Genomic DNA, 21960 nt, shown 5'->3' on the forward strand with positions numbered 1-21960 from the left:
ATTTACCCTCTTGCCGCCAGAGCGGTGACTCGGTCATAAGCGGAACCACTGTGCAAGACCTCGAGAACGGTTTGCGCATTAGCCTTGAGATCTTCTTCACCATGCAGTCGCATTAACATTGCGACGTTTGCGGCAACGGCTGCCTCATGGGCGGCGTCACCTTTACCTTGTAGTAAGCGTGTCAGAATGTCACGGTTTTCTTCCGGCGTACCGCCTGCCAGTTGTTCCTGGTGGTAAGGGGTCAGGCCAAAGTCATCTGCCGTCAGCTGATAGCTTTTGATCTCGCCGTCATGTAGCTCCGCCACAATGGTCGGCGCATGCAGAGAGACTTCATCCATTCCGCCGCTGTGTACGACCGCGGCACGCTGGTAACCCAGCACGCGCAGGGTTTCGGCAATCGGCAAAACCAGTTCAGGGCTATAAACGCCAATCAGCGCCAGCGGCGGATGCGCCGGGTTAATCAGCGGCCCCAGTACGTTGAACAGCGTACGGGTCTTTAACTGCTGGCGTACCGGCATCGCATGACGGAATCCGGTGTGATATTTCGGGGCAAACAGGAAGCAAACGCCCAGTTCGTCCAGCGCCTGACGCGATCGGTCGGCATTCATATCGAGATTGATACCGAAGGCGGCCAGCAGGTCTGATGAGCCGGATTTACTGGAAACGCTGCGGTTGCCGTGTTTTGCCACCTTCAGGCCGCATGCCGCCGCGACAAATGCACTGGCGGTAGAAATATTAATGCTGTTACTGCCGTCGCCGCCGGTGCCAACGATATCGGCGAACAGATAATCAGGGCGGGGGAACGGCGCAGCGTTTTCCAGTAAGGCGGTTGCCGCACCGGCAATCTCATTCGGATGCTCGCCGCGAATCTTCATGCTGACCAGCGCGGCAGCCAGCTGTTCCGGTTTCAGTTCACCGCGTACCACGGCGGAGAACAACTGGTGGCTTTCCTGCTGGCTCAGGGTCTGTGCCTGATACAGTCTTTCGAGGATCGGCTGCAAGGTATTGGTCGGCTCCAGCTTCTGCTGCGCCCAGGCCAGCGTCTGCTCAAGCAGACGTGCACCCTGGGTGGTCAGAATGGATTCCGGGTGGAACTGTAAGCCGCACACGCGATCGGCATCATGACGAACCGCCATCACCATGCCGTTAAAATGGGCGTTGATGGTCAGGCCGGCGGGGATATTGCTACCGATCAGAGAGTGATAGCGGGCAACCGGCAGCGGATTCGTCAGACCGGCAAACATAGCCTGTCCATCGTGTTCAATGCTGGACGCCTTACCGTGCAGGATCTCACCTGCCTGTCCGACGTAGCCGCCGTAGGCTTCGACAATCGCCTGATGGCCCAGGCAGATGCCGATAATTGGCAGCTTGCCGCGCAGACGGGTCAGCAGTTCCGGCATGCAGCCTGCTTCACTGGGTACGCCAGGGCCTGGAGACAGCACCAGAACCGGGTTCTTCATGGTGGCCAGACGCTCAATCAGAGTCTGAGCCGGAATATGGTTACGGTAAATCACCACGTTATGACCGTTGGTACGCAGCTGATCTGCCAGGTTATAGGTGAATGAGTCGATGTTGTCGAGCAGCAGAATGTCAGCCATCAGAAAGTCTCCTGTGCGTGGTGCGCGGTGGCAATGGCACGCAGGACCGCGCGCGCTTTGTTACGGGTTTCGTCGGCTTCTGACTGGGGAACAGAATCGAGCACAATACCGGCGCCCGCCTGGACGGTGGCGATACCGTCTTCCACCAGCGCGGAGCGAATCACAATGCAGGTATCCAGATCGCCGTGCGCGGTGAAGTAACCGACTGCACCGCCGTAGCTGCCGCGTCGACGGCCCTCGGCTTCGGCAATCAACTGCATTGCCCGCACTTTCGGTGCCCCGCTCAGCGTGCCCATGTTCATGCAGGCGCGGTAGGCGTGCAGGACATCGAGATCGTGGCGTAATTCGCCGACGACGCGAGAGACCAGGTGCATAACGTGAGAATAACGGTCAACTTTCGTCAGGTCTGCCACGTACCGACTGCCTGGCGTACAGATTCGGGCGAGATCGTTACGCGCCAGGTCAACCAGCATCAGATGCTCGGAAAGCTCTTTATGGTCGGTGCGCATCTCCAGTTCAATGCGGCTGTCGAGGTCGCGATCCAACGTTCCGTCGGCGTGACGACCACGAGGACGCGTACCGGCAATCGGGTAAATTTCAATCTGGCGGCTGGTGGCATCGTATTTCAGTGAACTTTCCGGCGACGCACCAAACAAGGTGAACTCGTTGTCCTGCATAAAGAACATGTACGGGCTGGGGTTACTCTTCTTCAGCACGTAATAGGCCGCCAGCGGCGACGGGCAGGGCAGTGAGAAGCGGCGGGACGGGACCACCTGAAAAATTTCCCCGGCGCGGATCGCTTTCTGCATTGAGCGAACCACCGCGCCAAATTCTTCATCGCTCTGATTACATTCACAGCGCATTTGTGGCACGGAAACGACCGGCAACGGCGGCGCAGGTTCGGTCAACTGCTGGCTCAGACGTGCCAGACGTGCGGTGAGTCGCTGTTTTTCCGCGTCATTCTCGCTGAACAGGCTGGCCTGAATGCGGGAGCTTTGTTTCTGGTGGTCGATCACCACAAGCGTTTCCGCCAGATAGAAACAGTAATCCGGGCAGCGGTTGCCAGCCTCAAGCTGTGGTAAATCTTCAAAACCGGCAACCAGATCGTACGCAAACAGACCGCCAAAGAACATCGCTTCGCGCTCTTGCGCCGGGACGTTCACCAGTCCCTGCAGCAGGCGGAAGGCGTCAAAGACCGAGAGTGCGCACAGGCGTGCATCTTCGTCTAATAATGGGCTGACTGGCGGGAAACGCAGCACGCGACCTGCGTCCTGGCGTTCATTTTCAACGCCTGCGGGCAGGGCGGCATCGAGCAATGTCAACAGTGCGGCGCCATTGTCAGTTAAGGCCTGAATGGTGACAGTGTCACCGGTAGCGGTGATGCGTAGTGCGCTATCCACCAGTAACAGGCTTTTAAGGTCGTCTTTGCTGTCGATATCCGCAGATTCCAGCAGCAGCGTTGCCGGACGATTGCCGCAAACCTGGTGGAACAATTCCGTCGGGTTTTTGCGATAGGCGGCATCGCAGGTAATGAGTTCAAGTGTCGGTTTTGATGTCTGCATGGTTATTCTCATTAATTTTGTTCAAAAAAAAGCCCGCGCTGTTGGCGGGCCGGGTATCTGGTGGCGATCTACACGCGAAATACACTGCCCGAAATCAGGAAGTGCGCCACCCACCGTGCAGAACAAACGTTGCTTTCATTTCGATACCCTTTTGCTTGTGAACTTTCGTACTAGTTAACTAGTTCGATGGGTTATTGTCAACACCTGATTTCAGTAAATTTGCCGGAACCGTTATGATGCGCAGGAAAGACTATTTTTGAGAGACGGGAGTTCGCCTTGAGCGACACGAATTATGCAGTGATTTATGACCTGCACAGTCACACCACGGCATCCGATGGCCGGCTGACGCCAGAAGCGCTAGTCCACCGCGCCGTCGAGATGCGTGTAGGCACGCTGGCGATTACCGACCATGACACCACAGCCGCGATCCCCGCGGCAAGCGAAGAAATTTCACGTTCTGGCCTTGAGCTGACTTTGATCCCTGGCGTTGAGATCTCCACGGTCTGGGAAAACCACGAAATCCATATTGTGGGTCTGAACATTGATATTGAAAATCCGGCGATGTGCGCGTTTCTGGCGCAACAGACGGAACGCCGACAGCAGCGGGCGCGGCTCATCGCTGACCGCCTGGAAAAAGCGCACATCACCGGCGTATGGGAAGGGGCATTGCGCCTGGCCGATGGCGGCGCGGTGACCCGTGGCCATTTCGCCCGTTATCTGGTGGAGTGTGGTAAAGCGACCACCATGGCGGATGTGTTTAAAAAGTATCTCGCGCGCGGGAAAACAGGATACGTTCCGCCACAGTGGTGTACAATAGAACAAGCTATTGATGTCATTCATCATTCTGGCGGTAAGGCGGTACTGGCCCATCCTGGGCGGTATGATCTTAGCGCTAAGTGGCTGAAAAGGCTGGTGGCGTATTTTGCGCAACATCGTGGTGATGCGATGGAAGTCGCGCAGTGCCAACAGTCCCCGAATGAGCGCACGCAACTGGCTACGCTCGCCCGCCAGCATCAGCTATGGGCATCGCAAGGATCTGATTTTCATCAACCTTGCCCGTGGATCGAGTTGGGTCGCAAGCTCTGGCTGCCGGCAGGCGTTGAAGGCGTCTGGCAGACGTGGGAGCAGCCACAGAACACCACAGTGAGGGAAGTATGAGCCAGTTTTTTTATATTCATCCTGATAACCCACAGCAGCGCCTGATCAACCAGGCGGTTGAGATTGTGCGTAAGGGCGGGGTGATTGTGTATCCAACCGACTCCGGCTACGCGCTCGGTTGTAAAATTGAAGACAAAGGCGCGATGGAACGGATTTGCCGTATTCGCCAGTTGCCGGATGGACATAACTTCACCCTGATGTGTCGCGATCTGTCCGAACTGTCGACCTATTCGTTTGTCGACAACGTGGCTTTTCGCCTGATCAAGAACAATACGCCGGGTAACTACACCTTCATCCTTAAGGGGACGAAAGAGGTACCGCGTCGGTTGTTGCAGGAAAAACGTAAGACCATTGGTCTGCGCGTGCCGTCGAACCCGATCGCGCTCGAACTATTGCAGACGCTGGGCGAGCCGATGCTCTCTACCTCGCTGATGCTGCCAGGCAGTGATTTTACCGAGTCCGATCCGGAAGAAATTAAAGATCGACTGGAAAAGCAGGTGGACCTGATTATTCATGGCGGTTATCTGGGCCAGCAACCCACAACGGTGATTGATTTAACCGATGATTCTCCGGTTGTCTTGCGTGAAGGCGTCGGAGACGTTAAACCTTTCTTATAAGGACGCAACTCTGTATACTACGCGGCCTTAAAATGGCGCTGAAAAGCGCCGTTGATTCTCCTGTTCGACGCCTGTGAAGGCGACAGCTAAAGGAAGCTCTATGAGCGAAAAGTTACAGAAAGTGCTGGCGCGCGCTGGCCACGGCTCCCGCCGTGAAATTGAATCCATCATTGCAGCAGGTCGCGTCAGTGTAGACGGCAAAATTGCCACGCTGGGCGATCGCGTTGAAGTGACTCCCGGCCTGAAAATTCGTATCGACGGTCACCTGATTTCGGTGAAAGAGTCGGCGGAACAAATTTGTCGCGTTCTGGCCTATTACAAGCCGGAAGGTGAACTGTGCACGCGTAACGACCCGGAAGGTCGTCCTACGGTGTTTGATCGCTTACCGAAACTGCGCGGTGCTCGCTGGATTGCGGTAGGGCGTCTGGACGTTAATACCTGCGGTCTGCTGCTGTTCACTACCGATGGTGAACTGGCAAACCGCCTGATGCATCCGAGCCGTGAAGTTGAACGTGAATACGCGGTGCGCGTCTTTGGCCAGGTTGACGATGCTAAACTGCGCGATCTGAGCCGTGGCGTGCAGCTGGAAGACGGTCCGGCAGCGTTCAAGACCATCAAGTTCAGCGGTGGTGAAGGGATAAACCAGTGGTACAACGTCACCCTGACCGAAGGGCGCAACCGTGAAGTGCGTCGCCTGTGGGAAGCCGTTGGCGTGCAGGTAAGCCGTCTGATTCGCGTACGCTACGGTGATATTCCGCTGCCGAAAGGTCTGCCGCGCGGCGGCTGGACGGAACTGGATCTCGCCCAGACCAACTATCTGCGTGAGCTGGTGGAACTGGAGCCGGAAACCACCTCGAAAGTGGCGGTAGAGAAAGATCGTCGCCGCATGAAGGCAAATCAGATTCGCCGTGCCGTGAAGCGTCACAGCCAGGTGAGCGGCGGTCGCCGTGCAGGCGGTCGTAATAACAACGGTTAATTCGCTATCCCGTAATTGCTAAAAGGCCCCGAGGGGCCTTTTTTAATAATCAATCCCCATCTGGGCTTTGACCCCTGCCTCAAAGGCATGTTTAACCGGACGCAGTTCACTGACGGTATCGGCCAGTTCGAGAATATCCCGATGGCAGCCGCGACCGGTGATGATCACCGTCTGGTGAGACGGGCGCGCATTCAGCGCGTTAATCACCTCTTCAAGCGGCAGATAGTCGTATGCCACCATATAAGTCAGTTCGTCCAGCACCACCATATCCAGTTGCGGATCGGCAAGCATGCGTTTGCCGTGATCCCATACAGCCAGACAGGCTGCGGTGTCAGCTTCGCGGTTTTGCGTCTCCCAGGTAAACCCGGTCGCCATCACCTGAAATTCAACGCCGTGCGGCTCCAGCAGGTTACGCTCGCCGTTGGGCCAGGTCCCCTTGATAAACTGCACCACGCCGACCTTTTTACCGTGTCCCACTGCGCGAGTGGCGGTGCCGAAGGCGGCGGTGGTTTTTCCTTTCCCGTTGCCGGTGAAGACAATCACGATGCCGCGTTCGTCCTGGGCCTGGGCTACCCGGGCGTCAACCCGGTCCTTCACGCGCTGCTGGCGCTGTTGATAGCGTTCTTCACTCATTGGGCGATTCCTGGTTTGCGGCCCGGTTGGGCGTCGAAGGTCATGCCGGTCTTGCGGCGGCTGTCGTCGCCCATTAGCCACAGGTACAACGGCATAATATCGGCGGGTGTTTTGAGTTTTTGCGGATCTTCCGTTGGAAAGGCGTTGGCGCGCATCCCGGTACGGGTGCCGCCCGGATTGATGCAATTCACGCGTAGCGGACGGTTTTGGTACTCATCTGCCAGCACCTGCATCATGCCTTCGGTAGCAAATTTAGAGGCCGCGTAGGCGCCCCAGTTAGCACGACCCTGCTGGCCCACGCTGGAGGAGGTGAAGACTAACGATCCGGAATCTGACTTAAGTAATAAAGGAAGCAATGCCTGGGTCAGCATAAACGTTGCATTGACGTTGACCTGCATAACCTGTTGCCAGACCTGCGGGTCCTGCTCGATCATCGGACAGACGTCACCCAGTAAACCGGCATTGTGTAAGACGCCGTCCAGTCGCGGATACTGTCCGCCGATGCGCTGCGCCAGTTGATGACAGTCATCAGCGGTGCAGGTTAACAGATCGAGTGTAAACCACTGCGGCTGGCGGTCCGTTTGCTGGGTAATGCTGTCGGCGACGTGGCGCAATTTCTCATCATTACGGCCGAGCAAAATGACGTTGGCGCCGTAGCGAGCGTAGGTCAGGGCCGCTTCACGGCCAATGCCGTCGCTGGCGCCGGTCACCAGAATAATGCGCTCCTGCAGAAGGTCTTGTTTCGGTTGATAATGCATGGGGACTCCTCGGCGACATGCCTGGTCGCTCTGCTTCTCGTTGGTGTGTCGGGTTTATGCCTGAAACAGGACTCAATTTCAATCAGCCAACGGCGATAACGCCCTAAAATGAACACTTTGTCATACTTTTATCCATCCGCATATCCCGCGAGACGACGCATTACACCTGATGTACACTGAGCCGACGCTAAGTTGTTTAACCAAGGTGGGACGTGTGGAATTGTTGTCTGAATATGGCTTGTTTTTAGCAAAAATCGTGACCGTTGTGCTGGCTATCGCGGCGATTGCCACCATTATCGTGAATGTTGCCCAACGTAAGCGCCAGCGTGGCGAACTGCGGGTTACCAACCTCAGCGAACAATATAAAGAAATGAAGGATGAACTGGCGATGGCGCTGCTCGATAGCCATCAACAGAAACTCTGGCATAAAGCGCAAAAGAAAAAGCATAAGCAGGAAGTGAAAGCCGCCAAAGTAAAAGCCAAACGGGGCGACAGCGACACGTCGGATAAACCGCGCGTCTGGGTGCTGGATTTCAAAGGCAGTATGGATGCCCACGAGGTCAGTTCACTGCGTGAAGAGGTGACGGCCGTACTGGCGGTGGTGAAACCGCAGGACCAGGTGGTGGTGCGTCTGGAAAGCCCTGGTGGCGTTGTGCACGGTTACGGCCTTGCCGCATCACAACTGCAACGCTTACGCGATAAAAAGATCCCGTTGACCGTGACCGTGGATAAAGTCGCGGCGAGTGGCGGTTACATGATGGCCTGTGTGGCGGACAAAATTGTCTCCGCACCCTTCGCGATTGTCGGTTCGATTGGCGTGGTTGCGCAGATCCCCAACTTCAACCGTTTCCTGAAAGGCAAGGATATCGATATCGAGTTGCATACCGCCGGACAGTACAAACGGACGCTGACGCTGCTGGGTGAGAACACCGAAGAAGGGCGGCAGAAGTTTCGTGAGGATTTAAACGAAACCCATCACCTGTTTAAAGATTTTGTCCATCGTATGCGTCCGACTCTGGACATTGAACAGGTTGCGACGGGTGAACACTGGTACGGACAGCAGGCGCTGGAGAAAGGGCTCATTGATGAGATAAATACCAGCGACGAGGTGATCCTTGGGCTGATGGAAGGACGAGAGGTGCTGAACGTTCGCTATCTGCAACGGAAGAAACTGGTCGATCGGGTGACAGGCAGCGCCGCGGAAAGTGCCGATCGGCTGCTCCTGCGCTGGTGGCAGCGCGGACAAAAACCGTTGATGTAAGAGACGGTATTAATGAAAAACGCGAGGCTCCAAGGCCTCGCGTTTTTGCTTTAATCAATCAGGTGATACTTTTCAGAAAGTACATGCGCCAGATGTTTAAACATATTGAACACGGCAGTGCTCTTTGGCGTGGGTAAACCTTGCTCGTCTAAAAAGTAATCCCCACTGAAGACCAACACCCCATTTCGCTGGGTCACACCGGTGGCAACAATGCCCGCCAGCGTATCTTCATGCTCACGAATGATTTTGTTGGCTTCAATCAACAGCGTTTCGCGATCGATAGGTTGTGTCTCTTTGCGCATTTTTTACTCCTTAAACAAGGGCATTAGTCTACGCCGACCAACTCTTTTGGGCAAATATTCCCTCAGTGTGTACAAGGGGTTGTCAACCTTTGCTGACTGGCAGGATTTAGTTTTGCATGCTAATAAAGTTGCGTAACGAATTTTATCAGGTACAGTGTGACGCTTTCGTCAACCAGGCAACAGATTTGCTTGACATTCGACCGAAATTCCGTCGTGCTATAGCGCCTCTGTGCGAAAAAACCTGTCAACTCAGTCACCTGGCTATTTAGTGTACAGAGTCAGTACAAGGGGTTGATATCCGCAGACGCAGAGACCATATCCGTGGCTCGTCGCCAGTGGATGGTGTATCAACGTGCGACGCATTCCTGGAAGAATCAATTTAGGTAAAGGTGAATATGGGTAAAGCTCTTGTCATCGTTGAGTCCCCGGCAAAAGCCAAAACGATCAACAAGTATCTGGGTAATGACTACGTGGTTAAGTCCAGCGTCGGTCATATCCGTGACTTGCCGACCAGTGGCTCAGCAGCTAAAAAGAGCGCCGACTCTACCTCCACCAAAACGGCTAAAAAGCCCAAAAAGGATGAACGTGGCGCGCTCGTCAACCGTATGGGCGTTGACCCGTGGCACAACTGGGATGCGCACTATGAAGTGCTGCCCGGTAAAGAGAAGGTCGTCTCTGAACTGAAACAACTGGCTGAAAAGGCCGACCACATCTATCTCGCAACCGACCTTGACCGCGAAGGGGAAGCCATTGCATGGCACCTGCGGGAAGTGATCGGGGGTGATGACACGCGTTACAGTCGCGTGGTGTTTAACGAAATTACCAAGAATGCGATTCGTCAGGCGTTTGAAAAGCCGGGCGAACTGAACATTGACCGGGTTAACGCTCAGCAGGCACGTCGCTTTATGGATCGCGTGGTGGGCTATATGGTCTCGCCGCTGTTATGGAAAAAAATTGCTCGCGGTCTGTCAGCCGGTCGCGTTCAGTCCGTGGCGGTGCGTCTGGTCGTTGAGCGTGAGCGCGAGATTAAAGCGTTTGTACCGGAAGAGTTCTGGGAAATTGATGCCAATACCACCACGCCTTCCGGCGATGCGCTGCCTTTGCAGGTGACCCATCAGAACGACAAGCCGTTTCGTCCGGAAAACCGTGAGCAGACGCTTGCGGCGGTAAGCCTGCTGGAGAAAGCGCGCTACAGCGTTCTGGAACGTGAAGACAAGCCGACCAGCAGCAAGCCGGGCGCGCCGTTTATCACCTCCACGCTGCAACAGGCGGCCAGCACGCGTCTCGGTTTTGGCGTGAAAAAGACCATGATGATGGCGCAGCGTTTGTACGAAGCGGGCTACATCACCTATATGCGTACCGACTCGACCAACCTGAGTCAGGATGCCGTGAATATGGTGCGCGGTTACATCGGCGACAATTTCGGCAAGAAATATCTGCCGGAAAGTCCGAATCAGTACGCCAGCAAAGAAAATTCGCAGGAAGCCCACGAAGCGATTCGTCCTTCCGACGTCTCCGTACTGGCGGAAACGCTGAAGGATATGGAAGCCGACGCGCAAAAACTGTATCAGCTGATCTGGCGTCAGTTTGTCGCCTGTCAGATGACCCCGGCGCAGTACGATTCCACCACCCTAACCGTGGGTGCGGGTGATTTTCGTCTGAAGGCGCGCGGTCGTATTCTGCGCTTCGACGGCTGGACGAAAGTGATGCCCGCGTTGCGTAAAGGTGATGAAGACCGGACGCTGCCGGCGGTGAATAAAGGTGATGCGCTGTCTCTGGTTGAACTGATCCCGGCTCAACACTTCACCAAGCCACCGGCGCGCTTCAGCGAAGCCTCGCTGGTGAAAGAGCTGGAAAAACGCGGAATTGGCCGTCCGTCGACCTATGCGTCGATCATTTCGACCATTCAGGATCGTGGCTACGTGCGGGTGGAAAACCGTCGCTTCTATGCGGAAAAAATGGGTGAGATTGTCACCGATCGTCTGGAAGAGAATTTCCGCGAGCTGATGAACTACGATTTCACCGCGCAGATGGAAAACAGCCTCGACCAGGTCGCGAATCACGAAATCGAATGGAAAGGCGTGCTCGACAACTTCTTCAGTGATTTTACTCAGCAACTCGACAAAGCGGAGAAAGATCCGGAAGAGGGCGGGATGCGTCCGAACCAGATGGTGTTGACCAGCATCGACTGCCCCACCTGCGGACGCAAAATGGGAATTCGCACCGCCAGTACCGGCGTGTTCCTTGGCTGCTCGGGTTATGCGTTGTCGCCGAAAGAGCGCTGCAAAACCACCATTAACCTGGTGCCGGAAAACGAAGTCCTGAACGTGCTGGAAGGTGATGACGCGGAAACCAACGCCCTGCGCGCCAAACGTCGTTGTCAGAAGTGCGGTACGGCGATGGACAGCTACCTGATCGATCCGAAGCGCAAGCTGCATGTTTGTGGTAATAACCCGACCTGCGACGGCTACGAGATCGAAGAAGGCGAATTCCGTATCAAAGGGTATGACGGTCCGATCGTCGAGTGCGAAAAATGTGGCTCTGAGATGCACCTGAAGATGGGGCGTTTCGGTAAGTACATGGCATGCACTAACGACGAGTGTAAAAACACCCGTAAGATCCTGCGTAACGGTGAAGTTGCACCGCCGAAAGAAGATCCGGTTCCGCTGCCCGAGTTGCCGTGTGAAAAATCGGATGCGTATTTCGTGCTGCGTGATGGCGCTGCCGGGGTCTTCCTGGCCGCCAATACTTTCCCGAAATCCCGTGAGACGCGCGCACCGCTGGTGGAAGAGTTATACCGCTTCCGCGATCGTCTGCCAGAAAAACTGCGTTATCTGGCCGATGCGCCGCAACAGGATCCGGAAGGCAATAAAACGCTGGTGCGTTTTAGCCGTAAGACCAAACAGCAGTATGTTGCCGCTGAAAAAGACGGGAAAGCGACCGGCTGGTCTGCCTTCTTTGTTGATGGCAAATGGGTCGAAGGCAAGAAGTAACCGCCCACGGTGCAGTTGTGCTGAAGAGGGTCGCGTAAGCGGCCCTTTTTTTGTTTTTATAGCGGACTTATTATTTTTTACTCACCGCTATACAGCCTGTTTATTAATGATATAGTGGTTATAGTTAACGGCTTTTTTATTATTAAATCGTATTAGCAGCGCATCACTGCCTGCTCTGAAACGATGACCTGATGGCGCTAATCTGGATGGTTTAACATGAAATTACAGCAGCTTCGCTACATTGTTGAGGTGGTGAATCACAACCTTAACGTCTCCTCCACCGCGGAAGGCCTTTATACCTCGCAACCGGGTATCAGTAAGCAGGTTCGCATGCTGGAAGACGAACTTGGCATCCAGATCTTTGCCCGTAGCGGTAAGCATCTGACTCAGGTGACGCCGGCTGGTCAGGAGATTATCCGCATTGCGCGCGAAGTGCTCTCCAAAGTGGATGCGATAAAGTCCGTTGCCGGTGAGCATACCTGGCCGGATAAAGGCTCTCTCTATATTGCGACGACGCATACCCAGGCGCGTTATGCGCTACCGAATGTGATTAAAGGTTTTATTGAGCGCTATCCGCGTGTGTCGCTGCATATGCACCAGGGGTCACCCACACAGATTGCCGAAGCGGTTTCAAAAGGAAATGCCGACTTTGCCATTGCCACGGAAGCGCTGCATCTGTATGACGATCTGGTGATGCTGCCGTGCTATCACTGGAATCGTTCGATTGTGGTCACGCCTGAGCATCCGCTGGCCAATAAAGGGTCGGTGACCATTGAAGAACTGGCACAGTATCCACTGGTGACGTACACCTTTGGCTTTACGGGGCGCTCTGAACTGGATACCGCGTTTAACCGCGCAGGTTTGACGCCACGTATCGTCTTTACGGCGACTGACGCCGATGTGATCAAAACCTACGTGCGTTTAGGCTTAGGAGTGGGGGTGATTGCCAGCATGGCCGTCGATCCGCTGTCCGACCCGGATCTGGTTCGCGTGGACGCCCACGACGTCTTCAGCCCCAGCACGACAAAGATCGGTTTTCGTCGCAGCACGTTCCTGCGCAGTTACATGTATGATTTCATTCAACGTTTCGCCCCGCATTTGACGCGTGACGTGGTGGATACCGCCGTGGCGTTGCGCTCGAACGAAGAAATAGAAGAGATGTTTAAAGATATCAAATTACCTGAAAAGTAATCGTCACAGAAAACGGTCGGTATCTTTTGTTAGCAGGAGATACCGAAAGTTTTAATTAAATCGCCATTGGTTTTATTAAGGCTGGCGTAATAATAATGTCCACATGATGATTATGGATAATCGACCGTAAAGTAGTGTCTTATTCCCCGCCTCGCAAATTTCCCTTTTCAAATATTTATTTTCGATCAAAAGATTGATTTATTCACTGGAAACGATTCGTAAATTCACTGGATTTTTGACTAAAGTTTCATTAGGATTTGTCTCATCTGATGATTAATTGTACCGATTGTTGGTGCTTAAATGATAAGTGATGCCGATTGTATGAGGTTAGCAATGCCGTCTGAAAACCAGGAGCCACGTCGGGACCCTGAGATGAAACGCAAAGCCTGGCTTGCGGTTTTCCTGGGCTCAGCGCTGTTTTGGGTCGTGATCGCACTGTTGATCTGGAATGCCTGGGGGTAAAAATGGAGGTTCACGACCCACAACAGACGTCGTTACCTACATGTCACTCTGGTGACACTGTACGAGAAACGAAAAAAGGCGCGTGCGTGAAAACTGTTCCCAAATCCTGGAAGCTGACTCAGCAACAGCAAAAGTTTATTGAGTTATTCGACGAAGACGATCAACGGAAACAATAATCGTCACCATTCTTATTACCGTTTCTTTTGTACCGATAAATTATCACGGTGCGCTTTTACCTATACACCGCAGCAATAAAGCGTTGAGAAAGTCTCAACACAATGTATTAAACAAAACGGGTATAGCTGATGATGACTGCAAATATGAAATACTGGTCCTGGATGGGCGCATTTTCCGTCTCGCTGCTCTTTTGGGCTGAACTGCTCTGGATCGTGATGAATTAATCTCAACCCTTCCGCCTGATGGCGCTACGCTTAGCAGGCTCATATGTGGCATGAGTCACGCATTGATATCGAAAAGTCTGTAGAACGGTAAGCCTTAGCCGCCCCCGGCATAAACACAAATCTACAGGTTGCCAGCAATCTGAAACCTCGCTATGGCGAGGTTTTCCTCCCCCTCATACACGTGCTCGTCCTCACTTGTATCTTCGCCGTTCGGTTTTTCCTCTTTTATCAATTTGGGTTGTTATCAAAACGTTACATTCAGTTTGTGTTATCTTTAATATTCACCCTGAGGAGAATCAGGGTATCGCAACCCTGTCATTAAGGAGGAGCTATGTCGTCAACCCTACGAGAAGCCAGTAAGGACACACTGCAGGCCAAAGACAAAACCTACCACTATTACAGTCTGCCGCTGGCTGCGAAATCTTTGGGCGATCTCACCCGTCTGCCCAAATCACTGAAAGTCTTACTGGAAAACCTGCTGCGTTGGCAGGACGGCGATTCGGTTACCCAGGACGATATCCAGGCGCTGGCAGGGTGGCTAAAAAATGCCCATGCCGATCGCGAAATTGCCTACCGTCCAGCACGCGTACTGATGCAGGACTTTACCGGCGTCCCGGCGGTGGTGGACCTCGCCGCAATGCGCGAAGCGGTAAAACGCCTGGGCGGCGATACGGCGAAAGTGAATCCTCTCTCGCCAGTGGATCTGGTGATCGACCACTCCGTCACCGTTGACCATTTTGGCGATGATGATGCATTCGAAGAGAACGTGCGCCTTGAAATGGAACGTAACCATGAGCGCTATGTGTTTCTGAAATGGGGCCAACAGGCCTTCAGTCGCTTCAGCGTCGTGCCGCCGGGAACCGGTATTTGCCACCAGGTTAACCTGGAATATCTTGGCAAAGCGGTGTGGAGCGAATTGCAGGACGGTGAATGGGTGGCTTATCCGGACACGCTGGTCGGCACAGATTCACACACCACCATGATTAACGGTCTGGGTGTTCTGGGCTGGGGCGTGGGTGGTATCGAGGCTGAAGCGGCAATGTTGGGGCAACCTGTCTCAATGTTGATCCCGGATGTGGTGGGTTTCAAACTGACCGGAAAACTGCGTGAGGGGATCACTGCAACGGATCTCGTGTTAACCGTCACCCAGATGCTGCGTAAGCACGGTGTAGTCGGCAAATTTGTCGAATTTTATGGCGACGGGCTGGATTCCTTACCGCTGGCTGACCGGGCCACCATTGCCAATATGTCGCCGGAATATGGTGCGACCTGTGGTTTCTTTCCGATCGACGGCGTGACGCTGGACTATATGCGGTTGAGCGGACGCAGTGAAGACCAAATCGAACTGGTGGAGAAATACGCGAAGGCGCAGGGGATGTGGCGCAACACCGGTGATGAACCGATCTTCACCAGTACCCTGGCACTGGATATGAATGATGTCGAGGCAAGCCTCGCCGGACCGAAACGTCCGCAGGATCGCGTCGCACTCGGCGATGTGCCGAAAGCCTTTGCTGCCAGCAGCGAACTGGAACTGAACACTGCGCAGAAAGACCGTCGGCCAGTAGAGTATGTGCTAAACGGACAGTCATATCAGCTTCCTGACGGTGCGGTGGTCATCTCGGCCATTACCTCCTGTACCAACACCTCTAACCCCAGCGTGCTAATGGCGGCGGGTTTGCTGGCGAAAAAAGCCGTTACGCTGGGACTGAAGCGTCAGCCGTGGGTGAAAGCGTCGCTGGCGCCAGGGTCGAAAGTGGTGTCAGATTATCTGGCAAAGGCGAAACTGACACCGTATCTCGATGAACTGGGCTTTAACCTGGTGGGATATGGCTGTACGACCTGTATTGGTAACTCTGGACCGCTGCCGGAGCCTATCGAAACCGCGATTAAGAAGGGCGATCTGACCGTAGGCGCGGTGCTGTCAGGCAACCGTAACTTTGAAGGTCGTATTCACCCGCTGGTGAAAACCAACTGGCTGGCGTCACCGCCGCTTGTCGTTGCCTACGCGCTCGCGGGCAATATGAACATCAACCTGGAGAAAGATCCGCTCGGCCACGATCGCAAAGGCGATCCGGTCTATCTGAAAGATATCTGGCCGTCGGCGCAGGAAATTGCCCGCGCCGTCGATCTGGTCTCTTCAGAAATGTTCCGCAAAGAATATGCGGAAGTGTTCGAAGGGACGCCTGAGTGGAAAGCAATCAATGTTGACCGCTCAGACACTTACGGCTGGCAAAATGACTCGACCTACATTCGCCTGTCGCCGTTCTTTGACGAGATGCTGGCGCAGCCAGCACCGGTGACCGATATTCACGGCGCGCGCATTCTGGCGATGTTGGGGGATTCGGTGACCACTGACCACATTTCTCCGGCCGGGAGTATTAAAGCTGATAGTCCTGCAGGGCGGTATCTGCAAAACCACGGCGTGGAGCGCAAAGACTTCAACTCCTACGGTTCGCGACGCGGTAACCACGAAGTGATGATGCGCGGGACCTTCGCTAACATCCGTATTCGCAACGAAATGGTGCCGGGTGTGGAAGGCGGAATGACGCGACATCTGCCTGGCACCGAGGTGTTGTCTATCTATGATGCGGCTATGCAGTATCAGCAGGAGAACATCCCGCTGGCGGTGATTGCTGGTAAAGAATATGGGTCGGGTTCCAGTCGTGACTGGGCGGCGAAAGGGCCGCGATTGCTGGGAATTCGCGTCGTCATTGCGGAGTCGTTCGAACGTATCCACCGCTCCAACCTGATTGGGATGGGGATCCTGCCTCTGGAGTTCCCACAGGGTGTTACGCGCAAAACGCTGGGGCTAACCGGGGAAGAGACTATCGATATTGCCGATCTGCAACAACTGAAACCTGGCGCGACGGTGCCGGTGACGTTAACCCGGACCGACGGGAACAAAGAGGTGGTGCAGTGCCGTTGCCGCATCGATACCGCGACCGAGTTAACTTACTACCAGAACGATGGCATTTTACATTACGTGATTCGTAACATGCTGAAGTAAGTCGTAAAACAGCCTGCATGATACGATGCAGGCTTTTTTTAACGCATGGCTTACTTACTCAACAAGTGACCCATCTTGGCCGCTTTGGTATCCAGATAATGTTCATTATTGGGATTACGGCCCACAATCAGCGGGACCCGCTCAACGATATTGATCCCTGCTTCAGTGAGAATCTCAACTTTCTTCGGGTTATTGGTGAGCAGACGTACTTCGTCAACGCCCAGCAGCTTGAACATATCCGCGCAGAGGGTGAAATCGCGCTCATCCGCGGCAAACCCTAACTGGTGATTGGCCTCTACGGTGTCGTAGCCCTGGTCCTGCAACGCGTAGGCGCGAATCTTATTGAGCAGGCCGATGTTACGTCCTTCCTGACGATGATAAAGCAGAATACCGCGTCCTTCTTCCGCAATATGCGTCAGGGCGGCTTCCAGTTGAAAACCACAGTCGCAGCGCAGGCTGAACAAGGCATCGCCCGTCAGACATTCTGAATGGACACGGGCCAGAACCGGCGTCTGACCTGAAATATCACCATATACTAACGCGACGTGATCGTGTCCGGTTGCCAGTTCTTCAAATCCCACCATCAGGAAATCGCCCCATGGGGTTGGCAGTTTGGCTTCTGCCACTCGTTTAAGCTGCATGTGTTTCTCCAGATAATGCCGGCACGCGATGTTTTGCCGTTGCCTGTTGGCTTATCTTCTTATTTTGCCATAAGGCGACGGACTTCACCTAATCGCCGCCGCGCAATCATCCTGCGAATGGCACAAATCTGTCAATTTCCCCGAACAGGGGATTTTTCGGTTATGATTGTGACACTTATCCGTTAAAGAGGTGTTCATGCTGTCGATTGCAAAGCGTACTGCGGCTGGCGCGGGATTGTTGTTGATTATGCCCGTTACCGTGTGGGTGTCCGGCTGGAGCTGGCAACCGGGGCAGGATACCGGATGGCTAAAAGCGATGTACTGGATAACCGAAACGGTCACTCAGCCGTGGGGTATCATCACACATGTTATTCTCTGTGGCTGGTTCTTCTGGTGTTTGCGCTTTCGTCTTAAAGCGGCGGTAATGCTTTTTACTATTCTGGCGGGGGCAATCCTGCTAGGTCAGGGCGTCAAGTCGTGGGTGAAAGAGCGGGTACAGGAACCGCGTCCTTTCGTGATATGGCTGGAAAAAACGCATCATATTCCGGTTGTTGAGTTCTACACTTTAAAACGTAAGGATCGCAGCGACCTGGTGAAGGAGCAACTTACCACCCAGCAGGCTATTCCACACTTTTTACGCCAACACTGGCAAAAAGAGACCGGGTTTGCGTTTCCGTCAGGTCACACGATGTTTGCGGCAAGCTGGGCGCTGCTCGCTGTCGGCTTATTGTGGCCGCGACGCCGGACGGTGACGATTGCCATTTTACTGGTGTGGGCGACGGGCGTGATGGGCAGTCGTTTGCTGCTCGGCATGCACTGGCCGCGTGATCTGGTGGTCGCGACGCTGATTTCATGGGCGCTGGTGACGCTGGCGACCTGGCTTGCACAGCGGTTCTGCGGGCCTTTGACGCCGCCGCCAGAAGAAAGGCAGGAGATTGCTGAACGTGAGCAAAACCGCTGACCAGGGTTGATTTTGACTGGTTTACCCTTAAATCATCCAATAGCTGACTGCTTTCCCATTTCGCACACGCCGTGAAAATGGTAATTTAAAAGGCTAAATGCGGTAAGTTGAACACGATTTATTCGCTTAAACCACATAACGGGAAGTAATGTGAAATATTTACTCATTTTCTTACTGGTGTTGGCGATATTTGTTATCTCGGTAACATTGGGTGCGCAGAACGATCAACAGGTGACCTTTAATTACCTGTTGGCTCAGGGCGAGTATCGTATCTCAACCTTGTTGGCCGTTTTGTTCGCTGCGGGTTTCGCCATTGGTTGGTTGATCTGCGGTCTTTTCTGGCTGCGGGTTCGTGTTTCTCTGGTGCGTGCTGAACGTAAAATTAAACGACTGGAAAACCAACTCTCGCCTGCGACAGACGTTGTGGTGACGTCTGGTACGTCGGTCGCGAAGGAATAATCGTTTATGCTGGAGTTGTTGTTTCTGCTTTTACCTGTTGCTGCCGCCTATGGCTGGTATATGGGTCGCAGAAGTGCGCAACAAACAAAACAGGATGAAGCTAACCGCCTGTCCCGCGATTACGTCGCGGGGGTTAACTTCCTCCTGAGCAACCAACAAGATAAAGCGGTGGATCTGTTCCTCGATATGTTGAAAGAGGATACCGGCACCGTTGAGGCTCATCTCACCCTCGGAAACCTGTTCCGCTCTCGCGGCGAAGTCGACCGCGCCATCCGTATTCACCAGACTCTCATGGAAAGCGCCTCGCTGACCTATGAACAGCGGCTGCTGGCGGTTCAGCAGTTAGGCCGTGATTACATGGCCGCCGGGCTGTATGACCGGGCGGAGGATATGTTTAATCAGCTTACTGATGAAACGGAATTTCGCGTAGGTGCGTTGCAGCAACTGTTGCAGATCTATCAGGCGACCAGTGACTGGCAGAAGGCCATTGAGGTTGCCGAGCGACTGGTCAAACTGGGTAAAGATAAACAGCGTATCGAAATCGCCCATTTTTACTGCGAACTGGCGTTGCAACAGATGGGCAGCGACGATATGGATCGCGCCATGGCGCTGCTGAAAAAAGGGGCAGCGGCGGATAAAAATAGCGCCAGGGTTTCTATCATGATGGGCCGCGTCTGGATGGCGAAGGGCGATTACGCGAAGGCCGTTGAATGTCTCCAGCGGGTGATTTCCCAGGATAAAGAACTGGTCAGCGAAACGCTGGAAATGCTCCAGACCTGCTATCAACAGCTAGGTAAAAATGATGAATGGGCGGAATTCCTGCGCCGTGCGGTAGAAGAAAATACCGGCGCGGCCGCAGAACTGATGCTGGCCGATATTCTCGAAGCGCGCGAAGGGACGGAGACCGCGCAGGTGTATATTACCCGTCAGCTCCAGCGTCATCCGACGATGCGCGTATTCCATAAGCTGATGGATTATCACCTTAACGAAGCCGAAGAGGGTCGTGCAAAAGAGAGCCTGATGGTGCTGCGTGATATGGTGGGCGAGCAGGTGCGTAGCAAGCCGCGCTACCGCTGCTCTAAATGCGGTTTTACCGCGTATACCCTGTACTGGCACTGTCCATCCTGCCGCGCCTGGTCAACGATTAAGCCAATTCGTGGACTTGATGGATTGTAATTTTTAAAAAAAAATCCGCTTTAGTTACAACATACTCATAGTTTAGTCCATTTCCTCACGTTGGCATCGGCGCCACATCGCCTGGCAGTGGTGTAATCGCGTCTGTTAATTTTTGCGCCTGACAGGTAGAATGCACGCCGTTTACCCATTTGCCCCCTTAGCAAGAAGGCCTGGTTATGACGTTAACTGCTTCATCTTCTCCCCGCGCTGCTACCGATTCTCCCGTCGTCGTTGCTCTCGATTATAATAACCGTGATAGCGCCCTGGCGTTTGTCGATCGAATCGACCCGCGCGACTGTCGTCTGAAAGTTGGCAAAGAGATGTTCACGCTGTTCGGACCTCAACTGGTACGCGATCTCCAGCAGCGTGGCTTTGATATCTTTCTGGATCTGAAATTCCATGATATCCCAAATACCGCCGCTCATGCGGTGGCTGCTGCAGCGGATCTTGGCGTCTGGATGGTCAACGTCCATGCGTCGGGTGGGGCGAGAATGATGACCGCCGCCCGTGAAGCGCTGGTGCCGTTTGGTAAAGATGCGCCGCTGTTAATCGCGGTCACCGTGTTGACCAGTATGGAAGCCAGCGATCTGGCGGATATCGGCGTGACACTGTCACCGGCTGAGCACGCCGAGCGCCTGGCGGCATTGACGCAAAAATGTGGTCTGGATGGCGTGGTCTGTTCAGCTCAGGAAGCGGTGCGCTTTAAGCAGGCATTTGGCCGCGATTTTAAACTGGTTACCCCGGGTATCCGACCGCAGGGGAGCGCCGCTGGCGATCAGCGGCGGATAATGACCCCTGAACAGGCACTGGCGGCGGGTGTTGATTATATGGTTATTGGTCGTCCGGTGACGCAGTCTGACGATCCGGCGCAGACGCTGAAGGCCATCAATGCGTCATTGAAGCGGGAGGCGTAATGAGCGATTCCAACAGCCGTCTGGTTTATTCGACGGAGAGTGGGCGGATTGATGAACCTAAAGCCGCGCCCGAACGTCCGAAGGGCGACGGGATTGTCCGTATCCAGCGCCAGACCAGCGGGCGCAAGGGGAAAGGCGTGTGCCTGATTACTGGTATTGATCTGGATGACGGCGAACTCAGCAAACTGGCTGCGGAACTGAAGAAAAAATGTGGCTGCGGTGGAGCAGTCAAAGATGGCGTAATTGAAATTCAGGGTGATAAGCGCGATTTAATTAAGTCGCTACTGGAAGCTCGCGGCCTGAAAGTGAAACTGGCAGGTGGTTAACGAAGAAGCCACGATATAAATATCGTGGCTTTTATTGTTACTGCTAAATAAACTGTGTAGTGCAGACCAGAAAAAAATAATCGTATTATTATATCGAGCCGGACAACCGTAGATTATTTACCTACCTGGTGGCCGATAATACCACCGACAGCGGCACCACCCAGCGTACCCAGTGTGCTACCATCCGTTAAGACAGCGCCACCTAATGCACCCGCACCCGCACCAATAGCGGTGTTACGATCACGTTTAGACCAGTTAGAACAGGCGCTCAGGGACATTGCCAGGGCAATCGCCAGCACGGCGGCGGTCATTTTTTTGCTCGTTACAAACATAATACTTTCTCCTGAATTAATGATTCACGGAAGTAAGCTCTCTTTAACTATAGTTAAAATATCGGTCATTAAAGAGGGCATCCGTGAAACCTTAGTGCGCAGGGTAATATCACGCAGGTGATAGTCACTTCCTGTTATATCGCTAATAGTAATTTTACGACTTTCGCCTGTGAACAACAGGTAAATAGTCTTAATTCGGGAGTCAGAATAGTCTCAGAGCGCAAATGATCTG

The 21960-nt window shown here is 53.9% G+C and carries 22 protein-coding genes and 1 other annotated feature; of the genes, 15 read left to right on the forward strand and 7 right to left on the reverse strand.

Translation table 11 applies throughout. From position 1 onward, the window contains the following. Nucleotides 1-2: 2 nt before the first annotated feature. Nucleotides 3-1598: a bifunctional anthranilate synthase glutamate amidotransferase component TrpG/anthranilate phosphoribosyltransferase TrpD gene (trpD, locus tag OGW13_RS04350; protein ID WP_044257722.1), complete on the reverse strand. Its 1596-nt coding sequence runs from the start codon at nt 1596-1598 to the stop codon at nt 3-5. Beyond that, nucleotides 1598-3160 (reverse strand): anthranilate synthase component 1, encoded by a 1563-nt coding sequence (locus OGW13_RS04355; protein ID WP_287115744.1) that lies wholly within the window; start codon nt 3158-3160, stop codon nt 1598-1600. Before OGW13_RS04355 ends, trpD begins: the two co-directional genes overlap by 1 nt. Before the next feature lie 23 nt (nt 3161-3183). Next, nucleotides 3184-3278 (reverse strand) — a sequence feature (Trp leader region). Nucleotides 3279-3436: 158 nt separating this feature from the next. Here OGW13_RS04355 and rnm point away from each other — a divergent pair. The 3 genes from rnm (at nt 3437) to rluB (ending at nt 5911) form a co-directional block, all read left to right on the forward strand. Further along, the gene (gene rnm / locus OGW13_RS04360) at nt 3437-4318 is read left to right on the forward strand and encodes an RNase RNM (protein ID WP_287115745.1); all 882 of its coding nucleotides are present in this window, start codon (nt 3437-3439) and stop codon (nt 4316-4318) included. Then, the gene (locus tag OGW13_RS04365) at nt 4315-4935 is read left to right on the forward strand and encodes an L-threonylcarbamoyladenylate synthase (RefSeq protein ID WP_043000530.1); all 621 of its coding nucleotides are present in this window, start codon (nt 4315-4317) and stop codon (nt 4933-4935) included. Before rnm ends, OGW13_RS04365 begins: the two co-directional genes overlap by 4 nt. Nucleotides 4936-5035: 100 nt before the next feature. Then, a complete protein-coding gene (rluB, locus tag OGW13_RS04370; RefSeq protein WP_043000531.1) occupies nt 5036-5911 on the forward strand; it encodes a 23S rRNA pseudouridine(2605) synthase RluB in 876 nt (291 codons plus the stop codon). A 42-nt stretch (nt 5912-5953) separates the two neighbouring features. On the opposite strand, the gene cobO is transcribed toward rluB, so the two are convergent. Together cobO and OGW13_RS04380 are read right to left on the reverse strand one after the other, a co-directional pair. After that, nucleotides 5954-6544: a cob(I)yrinic acid a,c-diamide adenosyltransferase gene (cobO, locus tag OGW13_RS04375; protein WP_044257724.1), complete on the reverse strand. Its 591-nt coding sequence runs from the start codon at nt 6542-6544 to the stop codon at nt 5954-5956. Beyond that, nucleotides 6541-7302, reverse strand: a complete 762-nt coding sequence (locus tag OGW13_RS04380) for a YciK family oxidoreductase (protein WP_125339770.1) — start codon at nt 7300-7302, stop codon at nt 6541-6543. The genes cobO and OGW13_RS04380 overlap by 4 nt, the downstream gene beginning before the upstream one ends. 214 nt (nt 7303-7516) lie before the next feature. On the opposite strand from OGW13_RS04380, the gene sohB reads away from it, so the two are divergent. Further along, complete coding sequence (gene sohB, locus OGW13_RS04385; protein WP_043000534.1) at nt 7517-8563, forward strand: protease SohB; 1047 nt, start codon at nt 7517-7519, stop codon at nt 8561-8563. A 50-nt stretch (nt 8564-8613) separates the two neighbouring features. On the opposite strand, the gene OGW13_RS04390 is transcribed toward sohB, so the two are convergent. After that, complete coding sequence (locus tag OGW13_RS04390; RefSeq protein WP_042318668.1) at nt 8614-8865, reverse strand: YciN family protein; 252 nt, start codon at nt 8863-8865, stop codon at nt 8614-8616. Between the two features lie 395 nt (nt 8866-9260). Here OGW13_RS04390 and topA point away from each other — a divergent pair, with 395 nt between their 5' ends. The 6 genes from topA to acnA all read left to right on the forward strand — a co-directional run bounded on the left by topA (nt 9261) and on the right by acnA (nt 16919). Then, nucleotides 9261-11858, forward strand: coding sequence for a type I DNA topoisomerase (gene topA / locus OGW13_RS04395; RefSeq protein WP_043000535.1), 2598 nt, complete (start codon nt 9261-9263; stop codon nt 11856-11858). A gap of 216 nt (nt 11859-12074) precedes the next feature. Beyond that, a complete protein-coding gene (cysB, locus tag OGW13_RS04400; RefSeq protein ID WP_287115747.1) occupies nt 12075-13049 on the forward strand; it encodes an HTH-type transcriptional regulator CysB in 975 nt (324 codons plus the stop codon). A gap of 300 nt (nt 13050-13349) precedes the next feature. Continuing rightward, nucleotides 13350-13511 (forward strand): YmiA family putative membrane protein, encoded by a 162-nt coding sequence (locus tag OGW13_RS04405; RefSeq protein WP_072140644.1) that lies wholly within the window; start codon nt 13350-13352, stop codon nt 13509-13511. A gap of 2 nt (nt 13512-13513) precedes the next feature. Next, entirely contained in the window at nt 13514-13687 is a 174-nt protein-coding gene (locus tag OGW13_RS25820; protein WP_229233559.1) for a YciX family protein, read from the forward strand. Nucleotides 13688-13816: 129 nt separating this feature from the next. Beyond that, nucleotides 13817-13912, forward strand: coding sequence for a small membrane protein YmiC (gene ymiC / locus OGW13_RS04415; protein ID WP_225738869.1), 96 nt, complete (start codon nt 13817-13819; stop codon nt 13910-13912). A 331-nt stretch (nt 13913-14243) separates the two neighbouring features. Further along, on the forward strand, nt 14244-16919 hold the full coding sequence (acnA, locus tag OGW13_RS04420) for an aconitate hydratase AcnA (protein ID WP_043000537.1): 2676 nt from the start codon (nt 14244-14246) through the stop codon (nt 16917-16919). A gap of 50 nt (nt 16920-16969) precedes the next feature. On the opposite strand, the gene ribA is transcribed toward acnA, so the two are convergent. Further along, nucleotides 16970-17560, reverse strand: coding sequence for a GTP cyclohydrolase II (gene ribA, locus OGW13_RS04425; protein WP_044257729.1), 591 nt, complete (start codon nt 17558-17560; stop codon nt 16970-16972). 196 nt (nt 17561-17756) lie between these two features. On the opposite strand from ribA, the gene pgpB reads away from it, so the two are divergent. The 5 genes from pgpB to yciH all read left to right on the forward strand — a co-directional run bounded on the left by pgpB (nt 17757) and on the right by yciH (nt 21396). Further along, nucleotides 17757-18521: a phosphatidylglycerophosphatase B gene (pgpB, locus tag OGW13_RS04430; protein WP_287115748.1), complete on the forward strand. Its 765-nt coding sequence runs from the start codon at nt 17757-17759 to the stop codon at nt 18519-18521. Between the two features lie 150 nt (nt 18522-18671). Continuing rightward, nucleotides 18672-18980: a LapA family protein gene (locus OGW13_RS04435; protein ID WP_042318731.1), complete on the forward strand. Its 309-nt coding sequence runs from the start codon at nt 18672-18674 to the stop codon at nt 18978-18980. 6 nt (nt 18981-18986) lie between these two features. Continuing rightward, nucleotides 18987-20156 (forward strand): lipopolysaccharide assembly protein LapB, encoded by a 1170-nt coding sequence (lapB, locus tag OGW13_RS04440; protein WP_043000540.1) that lies wholly within the window; start codon nt 18987-18989, stop codon nt 20154-20156. 176 nt (nt 20157-20332) lie between these two features. Further along, entirely contained in the window at nt 20333-21070 is a 738-nt protein-coding gene (gene pyrF, locus OGW13_RS04445) for an orotidine-5'-phosphate decarboxylase (RefSeq protein ID WP_043000541.1), read from the forward strand. Beyond that, nucleotides 21070-21396 (forward strand): stress response translation initiation inhibitor YciH, encoded by a 327-nt coding sequence (gene yciH, locus OGW13_RS04450; RefSeq protein ID WP_043000542.1) that lies wholly within the window; start codon nt 21070-21072, stop codon nt 21394-21396. Before pyrF ends, yciH begins: the two co-directional genes overlap by 1 nt. Nucleotides 21397-21509: 113 nt before the next feature. Here the strand turns inward: yciH and osmB are convergent, their stop codons facing one another. After that, nucleotides 21510-21728, reverse strand: a complete 219-nt coding sequence (gene osmB, locus OGW13_RS04455) for an osmotically-inducible lipoprotein OsmB (RefSeq protein WP_042318738.1) — start codon at nt 21726-21728, stop codon at nt 21510-21512. Nucleotides 21729-21960 lie beyond the last annotated feature (232 nt).

This window comes from Citrobacter sp. Ca225 (assembly GCF_030337175.1).
Classification (GTDB): domain Bacteria; phylum Pseudomonadota; class Gammaproteobacteria; order Enterobacterales; family Enterobacteriaceae; genus Citrobacter_A; species Citrobacter_A amalonaticus.